General features: G+C 41.3%; 12 protein-coding genes and 9 pseudogenes. 10 read left to right on the top strand and 11 right to left on the bottom strand.

Annotated elements, in window-relative coordinates:
- Positions 1–15: 15 nt before the first annotated feature.
- Positions 16–759: a transcriptional regulator LldR gene (gene lldR / locus NI464_RS12035; protein ID WP_004282146.1), complete on the top strand. Its 744-nt coding sequence runs from the start codon at positions 16–18 to the stop codon at positions 757–759.
- A gap of 3 nt (positions 760–762) precedes the next feature.
- Positions 763–1,908, top strand: a complete 1,146-nt coding sequence (gene lldD, locus NI464_RS12040; protein WP_004282143.1) for an FMN-dependent L-lactate dehydrogenase LldD — start codon at positions 763–765, stop codon at positions 1,906–1,908.
- Positions 1,909–2,261: 353 nt separating this feature from the next.
- Here the strand turns inward: lldD and NI464_RS12045 are convergent.
- Positions 2,262–2,411 (bottom strand): annotated as a pseudogene (locus NI464_RS12045) (VF530 family DNA-binding protein); the annotation flags it as partial.
- A gap of 328 nt (positions 2,412–2,739) precedes the next feature.
- Here NI464_RS12045 and fruB point away from each other — a divergent pair.
- From fruB to NI464_RS12060, 4 genes and pseudogenes are all read left to right on the top strand, one after another.
- A pseudogene (gene fruB / locus NI464_RS15965) lies at positions 2,740–3,868 on the top strand (fused PTS fructose transporter subunit IIA/HPr protein); the annotation flags it as partial.
- A gap of 86 nt (positions 3,869–3,954) precedes the next feature.
- Positions 3,955–5,604, top strand: a pseudogene (ptsP, locus tag NI464_RS15970) (phosphoenolpyruvate--protein phosphotransferase); the annotation flags it as partial.
- A 7-nt stretch (positions 5,605–5,611) separates the two neighbouring features.
- Positions 5,612–6,544, top strand: a complete 933-nt coding sequence (pfkB, locus tag NI464_RS12055; protein WP_004647820.1) for a 1-phosphofructokinase — start codon at positions 5,612–5,614, stop codon at positions 6,542–6,544.
- 4 nt (positions 6,545–6,548) lie between these two features.
- Entirely contained in the window at positions 6,549–8,231 is a 1,683-nt protein-coding gene (locus NI464_RS12060; protein WP_253138665.1) for a fructose-specific PTS transporter subunit EIIC, read from the top strand.
- Between the two features lie 29 nt (positions 8,232–8,260).
- Here NI464_RS12060 and NI464_RS12065 read toward each other — a convergent pair.
- The 8 genes and pseudogenes from NI464_RS12065 to NI464_RS12100 form a co-directional block, all read right to left on the bottom strand.
- Positions 8,261–8,628, bottom strand: a pseudogene (locus NI464_RS12065) (HipA domain-containing protein); the annotation flags it as partial.
- A 31-nt stretch (positions 8,629–8,659) separates the two neighbouring features.
- Positions 8,660–9,813: pseudogene (tnpC, locus tag NI464_RS12070) on the bottom strand (IS66 family transposase).
- A gap of 160 nt (positions 9,814–9,973) precedes the next feature.
- The gene (tnpB, locus tag NI464_RS12075) at positions 9,974–10,363 is read right to left on the bottom strand and encodes an IS66 family insertion sequence element accessory protein TnpB (RefSeq protein WP_016807156.1); all 390 of its coding nucleotides are present in this window, start codon (positions 10,361–10,363) and stop codon (positions 9,974–9,976) included.
- A gap of 84 nt (positions 10,364–10,447) precedes the next feature.
- Positions 10,448–10,729, bottom strand: a complete 282-nt coding sequence (locus NI464_RS12080; RefSeq protein WP_337992364.1) for a transposase — start codon at positions 10,727–10,729, stop codon at positions 10,448–10,450.
- Between the two features lie 118 nt (positions 10,730–10,847).
- Positions 10,848–12,659 (bottom strand): monovalent cation:proton antiporter-2 (CPA2) family protein, encoded by a 1,812-nt coding sequence (locus NI464_RS12085; RefSeq protein ID WP_004647827.1) that lies wholly within the window; start codon positions 12,657–12,659, stop codon positions 10,848–10,850.
- 85 nt (positions 12,660–12,744) lie between these two features.
- Positions 12,745–12,866, bottom strand: a pseudogene (locus NI464_RS12090) (IS5/IS1182 family transposase); the annotation flags it as partial.
- A gap of 8 nt (positions 12,867–12,874) precedes the next feature.
- Positions 12,875–13,707, bottom strand: a pseudogene (locus NI464_RS12095) (IS982 family transposase).
- Positions 13,708–13,821: 114 nt separating this feature from the next.
- A pseudogene (locus NI464_RS12100) lies at positions 13,822–14,055 on the bottom strand (transposase); the annotation flags it as partial.
- A gap of 303 nt (positions 14,056–14,358) precedes the next feature.
- Here NI464_RS12100 and acuR point away from each other — a divergent pair.
- The 4 genes from acuR (at position 14,359) to NI464_RS12120 (ending at position 19,022) form a co-directional block, all read left to right on the top strand.
- The gene (acuR, locus tag NI464_RS12105; protein WP_004647830.1) at positions 14,359–14,994 is read left to right on the top strand and encodes an acrylate utilization transcriptional regulator AcuR; all 636 of its coding nucleotides are present in this window, start codon (positions 14,359–14,361) and stop codon (positions 14,992–14,994) included.
- Between the two features lie 89 nt (positions 14,995–15,083).
- The gene (gene acuI, locus NI464_RS12110) at positions 15,084–16,061 is read left to right on the top strand and encodes an acrylyl-CoA reductase (NADPH) (protein WP_086044951.1); all 978 of its coding nucleotides are present in this window, start codon (positions 15,084–15,086) and stop codon (positions 16,059–16,061) included.
- A gap of 93 nt (positions 16,062–16,154) precedes the next feature.
- Positions 16,155–16,313: a hypothetical protein gene (locus NI464_RS12115; RefSeq protein ID WP_161489514.1), complete on the top strand. Its 159-nt coding sequence runs from the start codon at positions 16,155–16,157 to the stop codon at positions 16,311–16,313.
- Between the two features lie 42 nt (positions 16,314–16,355).
- Entirely contained in the window at positions 16,356–19,022 is a 2,667-nt protein-coding gene (locus NI464_RS12120; protein ID WP_253138669.1) for an excinuclease ABC subunit UvrA, read from the top strand.
- Positions 19,023–19,190: 168 nt separating this feature from the next.
- Here NI464_RS12120 and NI464_RS12125 read toward each other — a convergent pair.
- Positions 19,191–20,266, bottom strand: a protein-coding gene (locus NI464_RS12125) for an IS3 family transposase (protein WP_253138668.1) whose coding sequence is annotated in 2 segments (ribosomal slippage) — positions 19,191–20,014 and positions 20,014–20,266 — 1,077 coding nt in all. Because the reading frame shifts where the segments join, the coding sequence is not laid out codon by codon here.
- A 64-nt stretch (positions 20,267–20,330) separates the two neighbouring features.
- A pseudogene (locus NI464_RS15930) lies at positions 20,331–20,438 on the bottom strand (site-specific integrase); the annotation flags it as partial.
- Positions 20,439–20,686: the final 248 nt, after the last annotated feature.

Raw genomic sequence — 20,686 nt, forward strand, 5'->3', positions numbered from 1 at the left:
GGGTCAAGGAAAAAAATGAAAGTCTCCGACAAAGTGGTACAGCGTTTACGTCTATTGATTGAAAAAAATAATGTGCAAGTCGGAGAGCGATTACCTGCTGAACGCCAACTCTGTGAACAGTTAGGTGTGTCTCGTAGCTCTTTACGTGAGGCGATTCAACAACTGATTACCGCAGGGATTATTCAGAGCAAAGCGGGTGCAGGCACCTATTTAAAGCAGTTGCCTGCACATTGGTCACAGTATCAAATCGTTGAGCCATTATCCGGTTTGATGGATCAGGATCCTGAATATCGTTTTGATGTACAAGAAGCTCGTATGGTGCTTGAAGGTGGTACAGCATGGTATGCCGCACAACGTGCCACACCCAGTGATTTGATCAATATTCGTCAATGTTTTGAGCAGATTAGCCATTTTCAGGCTTTAGGTGATGATGCCCACGCAGCAATAGCGGATGCGAATTTTCATCTGGCGATTGCAGAAGCATCCCACAATCTAGTGCTGATCCAAATGATGCGTAGTTTGTTTGATTTATTGCAAGACAACGTGATGTTAGGGCGACGTAAAGTTTACACCACACCACAACATTTTGAACAATTGCATGACCAGCATTTTGAGGTGATGGACGCAATTGAACGTCAAGACTCAGAGACTGCACGTAAGGCAGCTTGTGGGCATATTGAATTTGTTGTTCAACGCGTACGTATGATCGATGAAGAAGAAGCTCGTCGTCAACGTTCGAGTCGATTAAATAGGACATAAGTTATGATTATTTCTTCTGCAAATGACTATCGTGAAGCTGCGAAACGTCGTTTACCGCCATTTTTATTTGAATACATCGATGGTGGTGCCTATGCGGAATATACTTTAAAGCGTAATGTAGACGATTTATCAAAAATCGCTTTACGTCAACGTGTGTTAAATGACATGTCTGAGCTGAGCTTAGAAACGCAATTGTTTGGTGAAAATTTGGCGTTGCCAGTGGCATTGTCACCTGTAGGTCTAACGGGTATGTATGCGCGTCGTGGCGAAGTTCAAGCCGCGGTTGCCGCAGATAAAAAGGGCATTCCATTTACCTTATCAACAGTTTCAGTTTGTCCAATTGAAGAAGTGGCACCTGCGATTCAACGTCCGATGTGGTTTCAACTGTATGTACTACGTGACCGTGGTTTTATGAAAAATGCCTTGGAACGTGCTAAAGCCGCAGGCTGTTCTACCTTAGTATTCACAGTCGATATGCCTGTTCCAGGTGCGCGTTATCGTGATGCACATTCAGGAATGAGTGGTAAAAATGCTGCAATACGTCGTTATATGCAATCGTGTATGCACCCACACTGGGCTTGGAATGTCGGTTTATTGGGTCGTCCGCATGATTTGGGTAACATTTCGAAATATTTAGGTAAGCCGACAGGTCTGGAAGATTATATCGGTTGGCTGGGAAATAACTTTGACCCTTCAATTTCTTGGAAAGATCTTGAGTGGATTCGTGATTATTGGGAGGGTCCCATGGTTATTAAGGGGATTTTAGATCCTGAGGATGCCAAGGATGCAGTACGTTTCGGAGCAGATGGAATTGTGGTCTCCAATCACGGTGGTCGTCAGCTTGATGGTGTTTTGTCTTCTGCTCGTGCGCTTCCTTCAATCGCAAGTGCGGTCAAAGGTGACATCAAAATTTTAGCAGATTCAGGGATTCGTAACGGTCTTGATGTGGTACGTATGTTGGCTATGGGTGCAGATATTTGTATGCTTGGTCGTGCATTTGTATACGCACTTGGTGCTGCCGGCGGTTCTGGGGTAAGTAATTTACTAGATTTGATTGAGAAAGAAATGCGTGTGGCAATGACATTGACTGGTGCAAGAACCATTGCAGATATTACATCGGATTGCCTGGTCAAACTAGAGAAAGAGTAAGCGATTTAATTACTCACATTACTAAGGCTTTGCCAACTTTCCTTTGGAAAAAGAGATTCTTATCTAAATAATTTGGGTAAACAAAGCTTCCTTTTGAAAAAAACCAACCTTGGTAAGAGTCACCAACATAAAATACACTAAATAACATAATTGGTATGTTAGTAAACTCTATATATAACAGTTATATAGAGTTTTTATTTTGTGTGGTGTAATTTAATGTAGGGTGGGGTAATTTGATTTTTGGGCACTAATTTATTGTGATAATCAACAATAATAACCAACATACATATGCTTAATCTAAAGGTATTTTACTGACTGGTATAATTTTATGATGAGAGGGGTGTTGCCTGGGGCTACGGTTTCTGTTTTGCTTTTTGACGTAACACGTACAAATATAAGCTTTCTACTTTTTCACGTGCCTAGGGTGTGGTACGCAAGAATCGCAATGATGATTTAACACTTGGATCTATGCAAAAACATCTAACTTCAATTTTACGACTTAAACTGAACCGTACCGGGTTTGTCGGAGACCAAACTTTCTGAGATGAGACGCATTGCTTCGCAAGACGTAGCGAAGCGTAGTGATCCGATGAAAAACCTAAATATACCCCTGAAATCAGAGATAGAGCGGTTCAATTAGAACTAAACCCAACTATCGCAACACTGGGCTTTGGAGAATCTCGTCGTTTCTTAATTGCGTCGTAATAATGATTATCAAGATAAAATCAAAATATACAGATTTTTGTGTAAATCCTGAGTAGAATTCGACTTTTATTTTTTCTCCAGTAAAAAGGCATAGCTTTTCACTATGCTATTTTGCAAGGACGCTTTATGCTCGCGCTAGATATACAACATATTCGAATGAAACAACACGCCACTGATAAAGCACAAGCGTTGCAATGTCTAGTCGATATCTTGGTCGAAGACCAATTGGTTACACCTGATTATATTCATGGGTTGACCGGGCGCGAACAACAAAGTGCAACGTATTTAGGACAAGGAATTGCCATTCCGCATGGGACGCCTCAGTCTCGCCAATCTATTTTAAAAACTGGGATTCGTCTGGCGCACTTTCCTGAAGGAGTTGTTTGGGACGGTGAAAATAAAATTTATTTAGCAGTAGTGATTGCTGCGAAATCAGATGAGCATTTGCAAGTCTTACAAATTTTGACGCGGGCTTTAATTAACGATGTCGCTGATCAAGTGAAACAGGCTCAATCTGCAGAGCAAATTATTGCATTATTACAAGCCCAACCCGCATCTTTGGCATTGCATGAAAATTTAATCGCCACTCAAGTTCCCGCACTTGATGTAGAAGATTTGATTTGGCAGGCAACACAGTTGCTGAAACAGCAAAAAATGGTGGAGTGTGGTTTTCTGTCGGGTTTAAACCTAAACAGCATGATTCATTTAGGGGAGGGAGTGTGGTCGATCACTTCTAACCAGCATGTTTTGAGCCCAGCTGTAAGTTTGGTAAAAGCGGAACAGGTTTTAAGCCATCAGCAGGAAATGCTCAAGACTTTGGTGTGTATTGCCAGTAATGAGCAACTGGATATGCAACGGTTTCAACGGTTAATGGATATTTTGTTTGATACTGAACAAGTTCATACCCTTAACCAAGAACAAGATAGTCACCAGTTGGCGCAGTTAATTGGTGCTGAACTGATTCCTGATTGGCCATCTCGTCGTATTGTCTTAGCTAACGCTCATGGTCTACATGCGCGTCCCGCGACACACTTGGTCAATATGACCAAGAAATTTGCAGGGGATATTCTCGTTGCTGTAGATGAGGGGGCTTACGTTTCGGCAAAAAGTTTAACCAAATTATTAGCCATGGGATGTCGTCGTGGTCAAACTCTGACTTTTATTGCACAACCTGATACTGATGCTGTAGCAGGCTTAGAACAGATTATTGATGCAGTTCAACAGGGCTTAGGAGAAGAGGTTGAAGCTGTTGATCTTGTATCTCATCAGCACAGCAGTAGTGACCCAGTCGTAAATACTTTGGAATTAATGCCTTTTGAATCACATGGCGATACGGGTAGCTGCGGTATTGCGGCATCAACTGGCCTTGCTTTTGGTCCTGCACATGTGGTGAAGCCACATGAATTTAGTTATGAACGTCGCGGACAGAGTTTTAAAGCTGAGAATGAAAAGCTTGAAATTGCGCTTCATCAGGTGAAAAATAGCTTACGTCAATTCATTGCACATACTGAATCTACTGCCATTAAGCAGATCTTCATGGCACATTTGGAAATGCTGGATGATCCAGACCTCCTCCAAAGTGTACAACGCGGTTTAAAACAGGGGTTGTCTGCTGCTGCAGCTTGGCATGATCATATTGAAGTGGCTGCTACCGCACAGGCTGCACTTAGCGATCGTTTACTTGCAGAGCGTGCGGCTGATTTAAGGGATATTGGTGAGCGAGTTTTGGCTGTTTTGTGCGGTGTGGCCGATGTCACAGAACCCGAGCAACCTTATATCTTAATTATGCATGATGTTGGCCCGAGTGATGTAGCGCGTCTGAATAAAGATCGTGTTGCAGGCATTTTGACCGCGGTTGGTGGAGCGAGTGCCCATAGTGCTATTGTGGCACGTGCTCTGGCTATTCCAGCAGTCGTAGGTGCGGGTGTAGCTGTTTTAAATATTGAGAACCATGCCACAGTACTAATTAATGGGGATACTGGTGAGTATGTGGTCTCACCCGAGCAAAGTCAGATTGATCATGCCATTGCAGAGCGCCAACGCCAGCGTGAGTTGCGAGAACAAGCGGAACAGCATTGTTTAGAACCTGCCATGACACTGGATCAACATCAAGTTGAAATCGCAGCCAATATTGGCAAAGTGGGCGCTACGATACAGGCTGTGGCCGATGGGGCAGAAGCAATTGGTTTGCTACGCACAGAATTGGTCTTTATGTCACACAGCAGTGCGCCTGATGAGGCTACACAAGAAGCCGATTATCGGGTGGTGTTAGATGCTTTGGCGGGTCGTCCATTGGTGGTACGTACACTTGATGTGGGCGGGGACAAACCTTTGCCGTATTTGCCTATTGAAAAGGAAGAAAATCCATTCTTGGGCTTACGTGGTATTCGTCTGACTTTACGTAAGCCAGAGTTGCTACGTCAACAATTGGTTGCTTTACTTAAAGCAGCGGATAATCGCCCATTAAGAATTATGTTTCCTATGATTGGGCGGGTTGAAGAATGGCGAGCAGCAAAAGCAATTTTGGATGAGGTTCGCATACAGCATCCATGTGAAAACTTACAAGTCGGTATTATGATTGAGGTTCCTGCGGCAGCATTGTTGGCTCCAATTCTTGCTCAAGAAGTTGATTTTTTTAGTATTGGAACCAATGACTTGACTCAATATACTCTGGCGATTGACCGTGGTCATCCACTATTGTCTGCCGAAGCTGATGGCTTACATCCGAGTATTTTGCTATTGATTGATCAAACGGTTCGGGCAGCACATCAGCATGGTAAATGGGTGGGCATTTGTGGTGAATTGGCTGCTGATCCAAAAGCTGTGCCTGTATTGATAGGCTTGGGCGTGGATGAGTTGAGTATGTCGAGTACCAGTATTCCATTGGTGAAGGCGCAAATTCGTGGTTTGAACTATATAAATTGCCAACAGGTCGCACAGCAAGCCTTAAGTTGTGACAGTGCGTCTGCCGTACGTGCATTGGTGGAGTAATTACCGAATGGCTAAGATATTAAGCATTACTCTGAATCCTGCAATTGACCTCACCGTGCAATTGGATCAACTAAAAGTTGGCGAGGTCAATCGTCAGTTAACAGCCCAAAGCCATGCAGCAGGTAAGGGCTTAAACGTGGCACAGGTCCTTAAGGATTTGGGACATGAACTGATTGTGAGTGGCTTTTTGGGGCAAGAAAACCGTCAAATTTTTGACCATCATATCCAGCAAGAGCAATTTGATAACCAATTTATTTATGTTGCAGGTCAAACACGACAAAACATTAAAGTTGCAGAAGCTTCTGGTCAGATGACTGACATCAATGGCAAGGGCTTTTTTGTAGATACCTCAGCAAAACAACAACTATGTGAACGTCTATCTCAACTGATTTTAGAGGTTGATGTGATTGTGATTGCTGGCAGTTTGCCACAAGGTTTTTCTGCAGAAGAGCTTTCGACACTGATTCTATGGTTACAATCTGCGGGTAAAAAAGTCGCAGTAGATACCAGTGGTGTTGCGTTGAAAGCAGCAATTGCTGCCCATCCTTGGTTGATTAAGCCTAATACAGATGAGTTGACAGAAACCTACCATTTGCCAGCAGAAACGTTTGCAGAACAGCAGCATCTTTTTGCCAGTTTAAATAGTCAGATCGAACATATTGTGGTCTCGATGGGTGAAAACGGGGTGAACTGGCTTCACCGCACGCAAACCCTGCATGCTACTGCACCGAAGGTCACCGTCCAAAGTACGGTGGGTGCGGGAGATTCCTTGCTGGCAGGTATGATTCATGGCTTGTTGAGTTCAACTTCCCCAGAAGAAACATTGAAAACAGCAACCGCAATTGCGAGCAATGCTGTGACCCAAATTGGGTTTGCCCTTCCAGACTTTGCTGTTATTGAAGATTTGAAATCGCAAATCTCAGTCCAATCATTGAGTTAATACGATGCAAGAGATAAAACATATTTTATTTGTGCCACATAGTCCCGAGCAGCCGATTAATGCAGTGATTTTGGCCAAAAAACTGTCCAAAGCAGCAACAGCACTTGGTATTTCCAATGATGTGGCGACATCAGTTGAGCATCTCGATTTATCAAATGTTATTGATACGGTTGTTTTTGTTGGACAGAAGTCGGCAGATGCGACTCAACTGCGTGACAAGGTTGTGAAAGTCATTGGTTTGAATAACGCGCAACACGATGCGATCATGCTTTTGCAACAAGTTCTTGAGCATTCAGATGCTTTAGATGAAACTATTGCAGCCAATGTAGGGGTTACACGCTTTGTCGCCATTACAGCATGTCCAACTGGTGTTGCGCATACGTTTATGGCGGCCGAAGCCTTACAACAAGGTGCAGTAAAGCACGGTTATCAGATTGATGTTGAAACCCAAGGATCGGTTGGGGCTAAAAATGTTTTATCGGCAGAAAGTATTGCCAAAGCAGATGTGGTGATCTTAGCAACGGATATTGAGGTCAATACAGATCGCTTTGTAGGCAAACGCGTATATCGCTGCAGTACAGGATTTGCCCTTAAGCAAACGGATAAGACTTTTGCAAACGCAATTGCTGAAGCCAAAGTGCTTGAAACGGGTAAGCAAACAGCCACTAAGACAGAAAATGAAAACAAAGAAAAAACTGGAATTTATAAACACCTTTTAACAGGGGTGTCTTTCATGCTGCCGATGGTGGTGGCGGGCGGTTTGATCATTGCCATCTCGTTTATGTTTGGCCTCAATCCTGTTGAAGGAAGCTTTGCCGCATCCTTAAAGCAAATAGGTGCTGCAGCATTTACTCTTATGGTACCTATGCTGGCAGGTTACATTGCTTATTCTATTGCGGATCGTCCGGGTTTAACTCCAGGTTTGATTGGCGGTTTACTTGCAACACAATTAGAGGCAGGCTTTCTCGGTGGATTAGTTGCAGGTTTTATTGCAGGTTATATTGCGTTATTTTTATCGAAACAGCTTAAACTCCCAAGTAGCCTAGAAGCATTAAAACCAATTTTGATTATTCCACTATTGGCCAGTTTAGCTGTTGGTTTAATCATGATTTATGTGGTTGGACAGCCTGTTGCACAATTGTTTGAATTACTCACACACTTCCTTGCCAATATGGGGACGACCAATGCCATGATCATGGGGATTATCCTTGGGAGTATGATGTGTATTGATGTTGGGGGGCCAATAAATAAAGCGGCTTATGCCTTTACGGTGGGCTTACTTACGTCACAAACATACGGACCGATGGCGATTACCATGGCTGCGGGTATGGTACCGCCATTGGGTATGGCAATTGCAACTTTTCTGGCAAAGCATAAATTTGCCAAACCTGAGCAAGATGCAGGGAAGGCTGCTGTAGTTCTGGGCCTATGTTTCATCTCGGAAGGGGCTATTCCGTTTGCTGCCAAAGACCCGATTCGAGTGTTTCCATGCGCGATCGCAGGTGGTGCTGTAACTGGGGCTTTGGTTGCATTATTTAAATGTGAACTAGTCACTCCTCATGGCGGTGTAATGGTACTGATCATTCCGAATGCGATGAATTATCCATTAAAATATTTATTGGCGATTGCGATTGGAAGTGTGGTGACTGGTGTAGCTTATGCCGTGATAAAACAACGGTTAGAATAAGCCCTTCATAGAAGCTTTGTGAAAGCTATTTAGTGCAATAAATGAATATTTGCTCAATCCTATTTTGGACCAGTTGGAGAGTCTCTGCTTGAATTTGTCCAGGTAATAGGTCATGAGCGATATTGCTGAATCGGATTGCAACCTTACAAATCGAGCCAATAATTTCATCGACTTCTTGGACACAAAGTTCCGCTTCCTGAGTACCAAGTTTCACAAGAGCTTGTCGAGGAATATCCAGTGCCTTACCCATGATATCCATTTGATGATATCCCCCTGGTCCTTCACAGAAAGTAACATCATAGGCAGGGGCGAGTTTCCATTGCCCATTTTGGGACATCAGAAATGAAAAGTTTTTGCAATGATCATCTCGATTATTGAATACTACATTGAAAACAGCGTAAGCGTCCGCTGAACCCCATCGCTATTTTTTAATTTGAGTTGGGTTTCCAGCGGTGTGGCAGTAATTCTTCAATCTGGGTCACTTTATGTGTCGGCAACCTTTTCAGCACATCACTTAAATAGGCATACGGATCTAGCCCATTCAGCTTTGCTGACTGAATCAGGGTCATGACATTCGCAGCTCGCTGACCACTGCGTAGCGAGCCAGCAAACAACCAGTCCTTGCGTCCCAATGCCCAGGGACGCATTTGATTTTCGACCCAATTGTTGCAAATCGGTAGATTGCCATCATCCAAATAGCGACTTAAAGCTGGCCAACGCTTCAGAGTGTAATTGATCGCCTTGGCGATTGGAGAACTCGACGGCACCGTCAGATAATGTTGGTTGAGCCATTCATATAGTTGTTGCATCACCGATTGGCTATGTTGTTGCCGGTATTCGCGACGGTGTTGCGCTGTACCATCGGTCTTTTTCCTGAGTTCTGCTTCTATGGCATACAGTTTCTGAATCATCACTAATGCTTGTTCAGCGACCTGACTTTTCCCGGTCACATGCAGTTCATGGAATTTAAGATGTGCATGGGCCATGCAGCCCACCTCAATGATCTGGCCTGATTTAAAGCGTGCTTTATAACCACCATAATCATCACAGACCAGATGGCCTTGCCAGTCTTTCAGGAACTCTTCAGCATGCTTATCCTGAAAGTCATAGATCACCGCCTGAAGTAGATTGTACTGTGTGGTGGCATAGGCCCAGACATAACCTTTCTTCGGTTTTTTCTCATTCTCACCCATCTGCATGATGGTGACCGGTGTTTCATTGGCATGCAGCACCTGTTGCTGCAGTACAAGCTGTCACAGCTGCATTGCGTTGAGGCAGGTTCGTGCTCAATACGCAGAGTGAGTAGATGATCAGGTAGCGGTCGACGTTTAGGTTTGTTGGCTGGGGCTTTCTGTGTCGCTGCATCGGTTTTAGCTGCATTCAGCCGTTCCAGTTCCAGATCAACCGCGGCAATATCTTCTTCAACCGCTTCATCCCAGAGGTGGATTTGTTTGGCCGTTAAGTATTCATTCTTCTGGGCGAACTTATGCCGTTTAAACTGCAAAAGTTCATGCTCGTATTTTTGATTGAGATTAGAGAGAGATTTAACTTTAGAATCTAATTGCTGATTTGATTGTTCCAGTTGTTGTTTTGATTATGCTAAAGACTGATGCTGCAGCGCCAACTGTCGGATAAATTCCAGCAGGTGTTCATGGGTCAGTTGGTTTAAATCAGGCAGCATTTTCATGACTGCAGTATGGTTGAGATCATGTTTGGAGAATAGCAGAATGGATGAGTTCGATTTAGAGCATTGTTACCACTTGCTGCAGACCGATTCTTTGCCAAGTTAAACCGTGGATCAGTGCTTGTAACTGCTCCGGGCTGAGGGTCACGGTTTCATCTTGGTGAACTTTAGCCCAGTGGAATTTTCCCTGTTCCAGCCGTCGGGCACATAGCCAGATGCCCAGCCCATCATGCACCAGCACTTTCATGCGACGGCCACGCTTATTACAGAACAGATAAGCACAATGCGGTTTGATATAGCCAAAGGCTCTCAGCACCTGAGCCATGACAGTATCCATACCTGCTCGCATATCCAGAGGTTGGGTAGAAAGCCAGATTTCATCAATGCGGATCATTTGATCAAGCCCTGAAGTAAAAGCAGCAACTCCTTGGCCGATTCCACTGGCCATTCTATTTCGATCACCTGATCTCTTGCGGAGCATTGTTTCTGATGCAGTGGAATTCTGATATGAGCGACAGCATTCTTTTCCGGTTCAGGTGGCGGCGGTGCTTCTTGTTTGACTCTGGTGTCGGGTGAAGAATGACGGGAAGAAAGTCGGTCTGTGGAATGGAAGGGGTTGTGAATGACGAATCCATTTATGTAATAGATTGGCATTGATCTGATGTTGCATTGTGACCTTAGCCACTGATGTATCTGGCTGCAGGCAAAGCTCGACCAAGTGCTGTTTAAAATCAGTTGCGAAGATTCTGCGGGCTCTTTCTGTCGTTTGTTCAGTGTCTATAAAAGTGTCTAAGGCCATAAACATAATGTCCATTTAATAAATAATGGGCACTATTGGTATATTGAGAAAATAAGAAAAGTGGGGTTCAGCGGATGCTTACCGAAAAAGAGATCTACAGAGACCTCTTTTTATTTGGGCTTAATACGTGAAATTATTGATGAGTGTCATCTTCATTCAGAATTTGCCCTGTGTGCTTTGGTGTAATTAAAGGTGCAGTCGGACGCGGTCCTGTGTATTGCAAGCCGATACCCGCATAGACATCATCTGCTGCAACTTCGGTTTCAAAACGTTCTTTGTCTCGTTCTCGGATTTCTTGGCTAATTTCTTCAACATCACTCTGGTCAACACCCAATTCTTCTAAAATCGCACCGCCAAATAGCATTGCCGACTCGAAGGTTTCTCGAATCATGTAATCCACATTTTGTTTTGCTAAATGCAGCGCATGCTCACGGTCATAAGAGCGAACCAGTAACTTGGTTAAAGGAAATTCATGTTGCACCAACTCTACAATCTTATTCGTCGTTTCTTTGTGGTCTACGCAAACAACAATTGCCTCAGCCGTATCTGCTCCCGAGGCATGTAAAATATCTAAACGAGAACCATCGCCATAGTAAATTTTAAATCCAAATCTTTCAGCGTTTTGAATCATGTCGATATCATTATCAATGATGGTCACATCAATCCCTCGAGCAAGCAGTAATTGACTGGAGACTTGTCCAAAACGACCGAAACCAATCATCAATACTTTTCCAGAAAGTCCTTCGGCAATACGGATATTTTCTAAAGAAGTTTGTTCTGTAGTTTGGGTAAAAGGTTTAAATAGAATGCCTATAATCGGGGTCAAAATCATCGACAAGACTACAATCGCAGTCAGGTTTGAGCTTTCAACAGCACTAATGATTTGAGCACTCATGGCGGCAGCAAAGAGTACAAAAGCAAACTCGCCCCCTTGAGCCATCAGTAATGCGCGATCGAGTGCTTCGGAGTGTGAACTTTTGGTCATGCGTGCAATTAGGTAAATCATGGATGCTTTGACAAACATCAGCAGAAGTACAGCACTTAAGATTAACACCCAGTTATTTTTTACGACGTTAAGGTCTAGTGACATGCCTACACCTAGAAAAAATAATCCGAGCAATATGCCACGAAACGGTTCAATATCTGCTTCAATCTGATGGCGAAAAGTGGATTCGGAGAGTAATACCCCTGCAAGGAAAGCCCCCATTGCCATCGATAAGCCACTGACTTGCATCAGTAATGCTGCGCCGAGTACCACTAAGAGTGCTGCTGCAGTCATGACTTCACGGGCTTTGGCTGCGGCTAATAAGCGAAATAAAGGATTAAGCAACCAATAGCCTGCAGCGATTAAACCTGCAATTGAAATTAAACCAATTCCGATGCTCTGCAAACGCGTAGAAGTACTTTCAACAACATGATTCGGTGCGATAAAAGCGACAATTGCCAATAAAGGGACAATCAATAAATCTTCAAACAGCAGGATCGAGATAATTTTTTGTCCTCGTGGTTGAGCAATGTCTCCACGATCTCCCAAAAGTTGCATCACAATTGCAGTCGAGGTGAGTACAAAGCCTGCAGCACATACAAAACTCACTTGCCAAGAATAGCCATAGATCAAGCCTACCGCCGTTAACCCCAATGAACAGGCACTAATTTGTAATGCGCCTAATCCAAAAATTTCTTTTCTTAAACTCCATAAATACGATGGACGCATTTCTAGTCCAATCACAAACAGATACATCACAATACCAAGCTCAGCAATATGCAGAATAGATGCAGAATCGTAGAAAAACGCCAGTCCAAATGGACCAATAATTAATCCTGCAATTAAATATCCCAATACCGAGCTTAATCCTAGACGCTTTATTAAGGGGACTGAGATCACTGCCGCTGTGAGCAGTATGACAGGGGATAGAAGGCTGATAGATGTGGCTTCTGCACTCATATATTTCTCAGATTTTGTATGGGGTCTGTTGACATTTCAAGTATAGAATTTACCCGATAAAGGTAGCCAAATATATATACAGGCTTCAAGCTAATGCAACTGCACCCTCATAGCTACACCTTAGCTTATCATATGGTGTTGCTATTCCTCTGAACTGCTTTAACCTATAAATGCGTTCTCAACTAAGTATCTAATTTTATATAAATACGCCAATCTCAACTTAAAATAAGATTTTCGAATTGAATTGGTGAATGACCAAGCTTTTTATTTAGCACCACACAAATTGTATGCGACAGAATTTTACGAGTTATGCGGTGGGTTAAATGCCATAGATCTTTTGCCCTCACTTTCTGAATGTGAAAGCGATCTGTTAATTGACCAATCACTGTTTCAATCTTTCTTCGGGCTTTCATCATTATTTGCATTGTCTCTTTAGGTCTGAAATCTATCATGTTTTTTCTAAAGGGTGTTTGTAAATCAATACCCTGATATTCATAATATCGTTTCAATTCTGGTTTTAAATAGCCCTTATCTGCTCCCAGTAAACCGTAAATATCATTCGTGATTTCAGGTGCAACATCTCGCTCATCACAATGAGCAGGTGCAAAGGTATAACCCGTAATCATGCCTGAAAGATTAATGACGATATGAGCTTTGAAACCATCAAGTTTTTATGCTTTCTAGCTCTGGTATAACTACAGACAGGGAGTGGGAAGCCATCAATAAAGTGAATGTTATCTGAACCATAACGCTGAATGAGCTGTGCCATAATGGATTGACTGACATGCCACAGGTATGCACAATGTTTACAGAAATTGGGATAAGATCCTAATTTTGGAAACCATTCTAACCAATTGTTTTTGAAATACATCCAAATATTTTTGTCTGTATCTAAAACAAGAAATTCACCTACTATTTGCATAGTGATGATTTCTACATCAGTAACAGCAGGCGGAAAACCACGAGTTCTCAGAGGCTGAATAACAACAATGGGATAAAGCTGTTCTATGATTACATAGACAAAAATGATAAATTCTTCAATGGACATAACTTTGCTTTAATTTCTTGGTGGAAACTAAAATAGGGTTATTTCCTTTTTATTTCAATCACTTAAAAAGTTGAGATTGGGGTTTAATATATTGAAATATATTAATTATTTTTTTATGCTATCCAATCCATCACCAAACACCTGTGAGTCACTGACATTATTGGTTGTGAGCTGAGCTGCAAGTTTTTGCAGTGTTTCAGCATCTATTATACCTATGTGAAGTTTACGCTATTGTCATCGATATTCAGACTGATGTTTTTTACGTTTTCATTCACCTTCTCCTAAAAACCTCAAGCCAGTAGGGTCAATGAGTAGATGGAGACTATCGCGACTTTCTTGATAGCTAAGAAGCCTCCAGTGGTAAGTTTGTGCAACAGAGCCTTATTTAACTAAAAATTTTCTATTTAACTTATGTTTACCTAAAATCTAGTTTATAAATTATTTTTACAATATATTTATTAATTTCAATATTTTGAAGAAAAATAATAGAAATTTATAAAAAATTAGTTCATAAACTTATAGGATTTTTAAGAGCATTTATATGAATGACTAAGTACTGTGAAAAAAGAGAACTAGATGACGTTTAGATAAAATTTTCAATCAAATAATCTTATTGTTGTTATTTCTAGTCACATAGTCTATTTTTATTATATGAATTATTCTTCCTCACCCAAAAGACCACGTGGTCGACCAACCAAACACGGCTGTAACTATGCAGACACTAAAGAAGTTTTAATCCACCGAGGTATCGAGTTACTGACCGAACGTGGAATGAATGCTATGAGCTTGGACGATCTCATGAAATCAGTCCAAGTTCCTAAAGGGTCTTTCTACCATTATTTTGTAAATAAAGAGGCTTTTATTTTAGAAGTCTTAGATGCTTATGAACTTTATTTTGTGAAGCGATTGAATAAGTTTTTAAGTCAAACTGATCTTTCCCCACTAGAAAAGCTGCAAAATTTTGTAAAAGATGCGGGTGAAAAAATGCAAAAATATGACTTTAAACGAGGTTGTATTTTAGGTAACTTAGGACAAGAAGTGTCGTATTTACCACAAGAAATCATTGCCCGAATCGAAAATATCTTTAAGGTATGGGAGAAATTAGTTTCTGATTGCCTACATCAGTCAAATTCACAATATAGCCTAGCTGATTGCGATGAAGCTGCTTATCAGTTTTGGATTGGGTGGGAAGGTGCAGTTCTAAGAGCACGTTTGGTCAAATCAACAAGTCCCTTAGATGCATTTTATCGCTTGTTTACTTTAGCTGTAAAACAACAAATCACGTAAAAAGTTAATTAAAAAATAAATGCAGACGTCTGTATTTATTTTTTAATTAATTCTAGACAAGCAGTCTAATTAAATGGAGAGGAAGTTCTATGTACAAAGGTATTGTAATTACTAAAGATGAAGCAGGTTACACATCACAAATTACTGAGATTGCATCAAAGCCTTTACAAGAAGGAGAGGTTAGAGTCGAAGTCAAATATTCAACACTCAATTATAAAGATGCTTTAGCCATTACTGGGCGTTCACCAGTGGTGCGTAGTTTTCCTTTGACCCCAGGCATCGATTTTTCGGGTGTTGTGATTGAATCAAAACATCCAGCATGGAAAGAAAGAGATGAAGTTCTACTGAATGGTTGGGGAGTGGGTGAAAAGTATTTTGGAGGGCTAGCCGAGCAAGTCACTGTTTCTGGTGATTGGCTCATACAAAAACCTTCTGCTTTTTCTTTTAAAGATACGATGGTTATTGGTACAGCAGGTTATACCGCAATGTTGTGTGTCATGGCTTTACAAAAACATGGTATTAAACCAAGTGATGGAAAAATTTTAGTGACAGGTGCAAATGGTGGAGTAGGTAGTATTGCCATTATTATTTTGAATCATCTTGGTTATGAGATTACAGCTTCAACTGGTCGACCTCAAGAGTCAGAATATTTAACCTATCTAGGTGCGAGTGAAATTATTGATCGTATTGAATTATCTTCCCCAGGAAAGCCATTAAACAAAGAAGTTTGGGCTGGCGTAATTGATACTGTTGGAAGCCATACTTTAGCCAATGCATGTGCTAGTACAAAATATCGTGGTGCAGTTGCTGCGTGTGGTTTGGCAGGCGGAATGGATTTTCCAGCAACAGTTGCTCCATTTATTCTAAGAGGGATTACCTTATATGGAATTGATAGCGTGATGGCACCAATCGAATTAAGAAAAGAAGCATGGGAACGTTTAGCTACAGAATTAGATCAAACAAAATTAGAAAAAGTTACGACTGAAATTCAGTTAACAGATGCTTTAAATATTTCAAATGAAATTTTAGATGGAAAAATTCGAGGTAGAGTTGTTGTACAGATATAGTTCAACAAAATGAGTTGTGGGACTGTTCTAAATTTTGTGTAAGTACTTAATTTTCATTTATCCTACTGAGGATAATAAAAAGAGGTACTTCACATGGATGAAGCTACAATCAAAAGTATGGCAGCTGAATTAGCTAAAGGTTTAAAAACTCCTGAAGATTTAAACCAAATGACAGCCATATTTAAATGTATTAGTTTAGCAATGAATTGTTTTACGATTCAGTTCGATGATCGATTAAAAGATCATTTATAAAAAATGGGACTTACACAAAATAATTTACAGGCTCGTAGAAACATGAAAATACATTCTTTTGGTGAACACAATAACATTACTTTATCTAATAATTGTATTGAAGTTCGAGGTGCACGTGAGCATAACCTTAAGGATGTAGATGTTTCTATCCCAAGAAATGCACTTGTTGTTTTCTCAGGTGTATCGGGTTCAGGAAAATCATCACTTGCTTTTGGAACTATTTTTGCTGAAGCACAAAGAAGATATTTCGAATCTGTTGCACCTTATGCAAGACGCTTAATAGATCAGGCCGGAGTACCAGATGTTGATGCTATTGATGGTCTACCACCAGCAGTAGCATTGCAACAACAACGTGGTGCAAGTAATACCCGTTCTTCTGTTGGAAGTGTAACAACTTTATCAAGTCTCGTGCGAATGATTTATTCGCGTGCTGGTGCATATCCTGCCGATCAGCCAATGTTATATGCCGAGGACTTTTCACCGAACACTCCTCAAGGTGCTTGTCCTACCTGTCATGGTTTAGGTCACATTTATGAAGTTACAGAATCGACAATGGTTCCTGACCCAACACTCAGTATTCGTGAGAGAGCTATCGCACCATGGCCACCTGCTTGGCACGGGCAAAACTTACGCGATATCCTAGTAACCCTAGGGTATGATGTTGATCGACCATGGAAAGATTTACCGCAATCGGATAGAGACTGGATTTTATTTACTGAAGAAACCCCAACAGTTCCTGTCTATGCTGGTTTAAGCCCCGCTGAGACTCAATCTGCACTTAAACGTAAACTAGAACCCAGCTATATGGGCACTTTCACTGGTGCTCGTCGCTATGTCCTTCATACTTTTGCTAATACCCAAAGTACGTTGATGAAAAAACGTGTTTCACGTTTTATGGAAGGAAAAATATGCCCTTCCTGTCATGGTAAACGCCTTAAACCAGAAGCCTTATCTATTACCTTTGCTGGAGTAGATATTGGTGAGTTTATGCAACTTTCTTTGGATAAGTTAACTTGCCTGCTTGAGCCCATTGTTCTTGGCAATTTCGACGCTCATGATGCTGGAGAAAAGACTAATAATAAAGTAACCCAACTTGATAGATCTGAACGAGCAACAACAGGTAGAGCAGTGCATTCTGTATCTCCAGATGTAAGACGTACGTCAGCACTTTCAGATGAAAAGAAAATTGCTGCCCAGCGTTTAGCAAATGGTGTGGTGGGGCGTTTAAATCAATTACGCCAGTTAGGTCTTGGTTATCTAACATTAGATAGAGCCACACCGACTCTTTCAGCGGGAGAGTTACAACGTTTGCGTTTAGCAACACAATTAAGTTCTATGCTATTTGGTGTAGTTTATGTACTGGATGAACCGTCTGCTGGATTACATCCTTCAGATAGTCAGTCATTATATGATTCTCTCGATAAATTAAGAGACGCTGGAAACTCCGTATTTGTTGTAGAGCATGATTTAGAGCTCATGCGTCGTGCTCAATGGTTAGTGGATGTTGGACCAGATGCAGGAGAGCAAGGTGGTAATATTTTATATAGTGGAGTACCTCAGGGTTTAAGTGAGATTTCAGCTTCACGTACTGCAAGTTATTTATTTAATAAAATCCCAGTTACTCAAAGTTATGGACGTACACCCTCTGGTTGGCTTGAACTTAACAATATTTACCGACATAACCTGCATAATATTGATGCTCGTATACCTCTTGGTGTACTTACAGCAGTTACAGGTATTTCAGGTTCAGGTAAATCTAGTCTCGTTTCTCAAGCTTTACCCGAGTTAGTACTTTCATATTTAGGCAATGAGTCTGAAACTGAAAACAATAATGAAAATAATCCTTTAAATGAAGGAATGTTGGTTAACGAGGTTACACAGGGTTCTCTGGCTGGTGATGTGGAGGCTATACAGCGTCTGGTACAGGTTGATCAAAAACCAATTGGCCGTACTCCACGTTCTAATCTGGCAACTTATACGGGTTTATTTGATCATGTTAGAAAGTTATTTGCTGGGACTCCTGAAGCTCGCCAAGCTCATTATGATGCTGGACGTTTTTCGTTTAATGTGGCTAAAGGGCGATGTGAAACTTGTGAAGGTGAAGGCTTTGTCAGTGTAGAGTTATTGTTTATGCCAAGTGTATATGCCCCTTGTCCGACATGTCATGGTGCTCGATATAATGATGACACTCTGAAAATTCGCTGGAATGGACGTAATATTGCTGAAGTATTAGGAATGACCGTCAATGAAGCACGTGATTTTTTTGATGGAGAGGTCTCGATTGCTCGTTCACTACAATTATTAAAGGAAATTGGCCTTGGTTATTTACGTTTAGGGCAACCAGCGACTGAACTATCTGGTGGAGAAGCGCAACGTATTAAATTGGCGACCGAGCTGCAACGCAATCAGCGTGGAAATACACTGTATATACTTGATGAGCCAACTACAGGTTTGCATCCATCAGATGTAGATCGATTGTTAGTTCAATTGCAGCGATTAGTCGATGCGGGTAATACCGTGGTTATGATTGAGCATGATATGCGTGCCGTTGCACAAGCAGATTGGGTGATTGATGTGGGACCAGGTGCTGGAAATGCTGGTGGGAATATTGTTGTGGCAGGAACACCAAAACAAATAACAGAAAATCAAGATAGCCGTACTGCTCCATATTTAGTTAATGAGTTAGTGAGTCGTGATACTAAACGTTGATATTGCGAGTGGGTAGAATAAATCCTTAAATTAAAAGCCTGTAAAATCAATCAGATATTTTTTGTTTTAGGTGGTGTGTGAGCATGAAATCTAAAAGTTTTTTTCAACTAAGGGCTTTGTTGCACAAACGGTAATCCTCCCATAAATAACTGAAGTTAAAAGTAGAGGTTAAGCAGCCATTAGAGGTGGCCTTCCTTTGTTTGCTTGGTGTGGTCTTTCATGGTTGTAATGCCACAGCCAGTTTGTTGCATAATCTTGTACTTCATCCAAAGTATCAAATAAATGTTTGCTCAGCCAACTATAACGTATAGTCCGATTATAGCGTTCAATATACGCATTCTGCTGTGGTTTACCTGGTTGAATATATTCAATACGAATACCTTGTTCAGTTGCCCAGCGTACAAATTCGTGACTGATAAACTCCGGGCCATTGTCACACCGAATAACTAACGGTTTTTCTCGCCATTCCAATAACTGATTCAATGTGTGAATAACCCTGATCGTGGGTAATGAGAATTCTGCTTCAATAGTCAAACCTTCTCGACGGTAATCATCAATCACATTCAACAATCGGAACTTACGACTATCGATCAGATGGTCATGCATAAAATCCAGTGACCAGACCTGATTTGCCCGGATCGGCTCTTTCAGTGGTTCTGGTGCATGCCGTTTTAGTCTTCTTCTCGGTTTAATGCGCAGATTCAGTGCTGACTCACAGTAAATGCGATAAACACGTTTATGATTCCAAACATGGTTTTCAACATGACGTAGATAAGAGAAACACAGACCAAAACCCCAATCTGTATTTTCTTCAGTGAGCTCAATGAGCTGTTCTGCAATTAATGTATTGTCATCGTTTAACTTGGATTGATAACGGTAGCAGGTTTCACTGATACTAAATGCTCGGCAAGCCAAACGAATGCTAATCGCATAGTGGGCAACTGCCTGTTGTGGCATCTTACGTCGGCAAGATGGCCTCACCACTTTTTTGCCATCGCTTCCTGAATGATCTCTGCCTTTAAGCGTTCCTCAGCATACATCTTTTTAAGTCTGGTATTTTCTGCTTCCAGTTCTTTGAGTTTTGCCATTAATGATGTATCCATACCGCCATATTTGGCACGCCATTTATAGAAGGTCGCATTACTCATACCGTGTTCACGACAAAGGGCGGCTACAGGTGTGCCAGACTCCCCCTGTTTCAAAATGGACATGATCTGACTGTCAGTAAATTTAGATGTTTTCATGCAGAATCTACTGCCTATACTTTAAGAGAAAATTCTACTTTTAGGTCCTATTGTTTTTAGGAGGGATTACTGGGTACAAACATGGACATGATGAATCCAGATCAAACAAAAGAATAATTTGATTTTCGTTTGAAACTTTCTTTTCCAAATGAAGTGTTTTTAAAGCAAACATAGTAAAGTTTATGAAGTATTCTTGAGGTCAACATATTATATTTTACAAATGAAATTGAAATTATTTAAGTTATTGAATTTTCGTTTAATAAAAGAAGATATGAAGTTATTATCAGGTATAAGTCATTTAACATAATCAATATTATACGAAATCAGTGTGTTAGAACCCATTTAAAGTGTCTATATTCTCACCAATAAAAATGTCTGGTTTATGATGGTTTTTATCACCATGGACTGGATATAAAATAT

It is taken from the genome of Acinetobacter lwoffii (assembly GCF_024129685.1).
In the GTDB taxonomy this organism is placed as follows: Bacteria; Pseudomonadota; Gammaproteobacteria; order Pseudomonadales; family Moraxellaceae; genus Acinetobacter; species Acinetobacter lwoffii_X.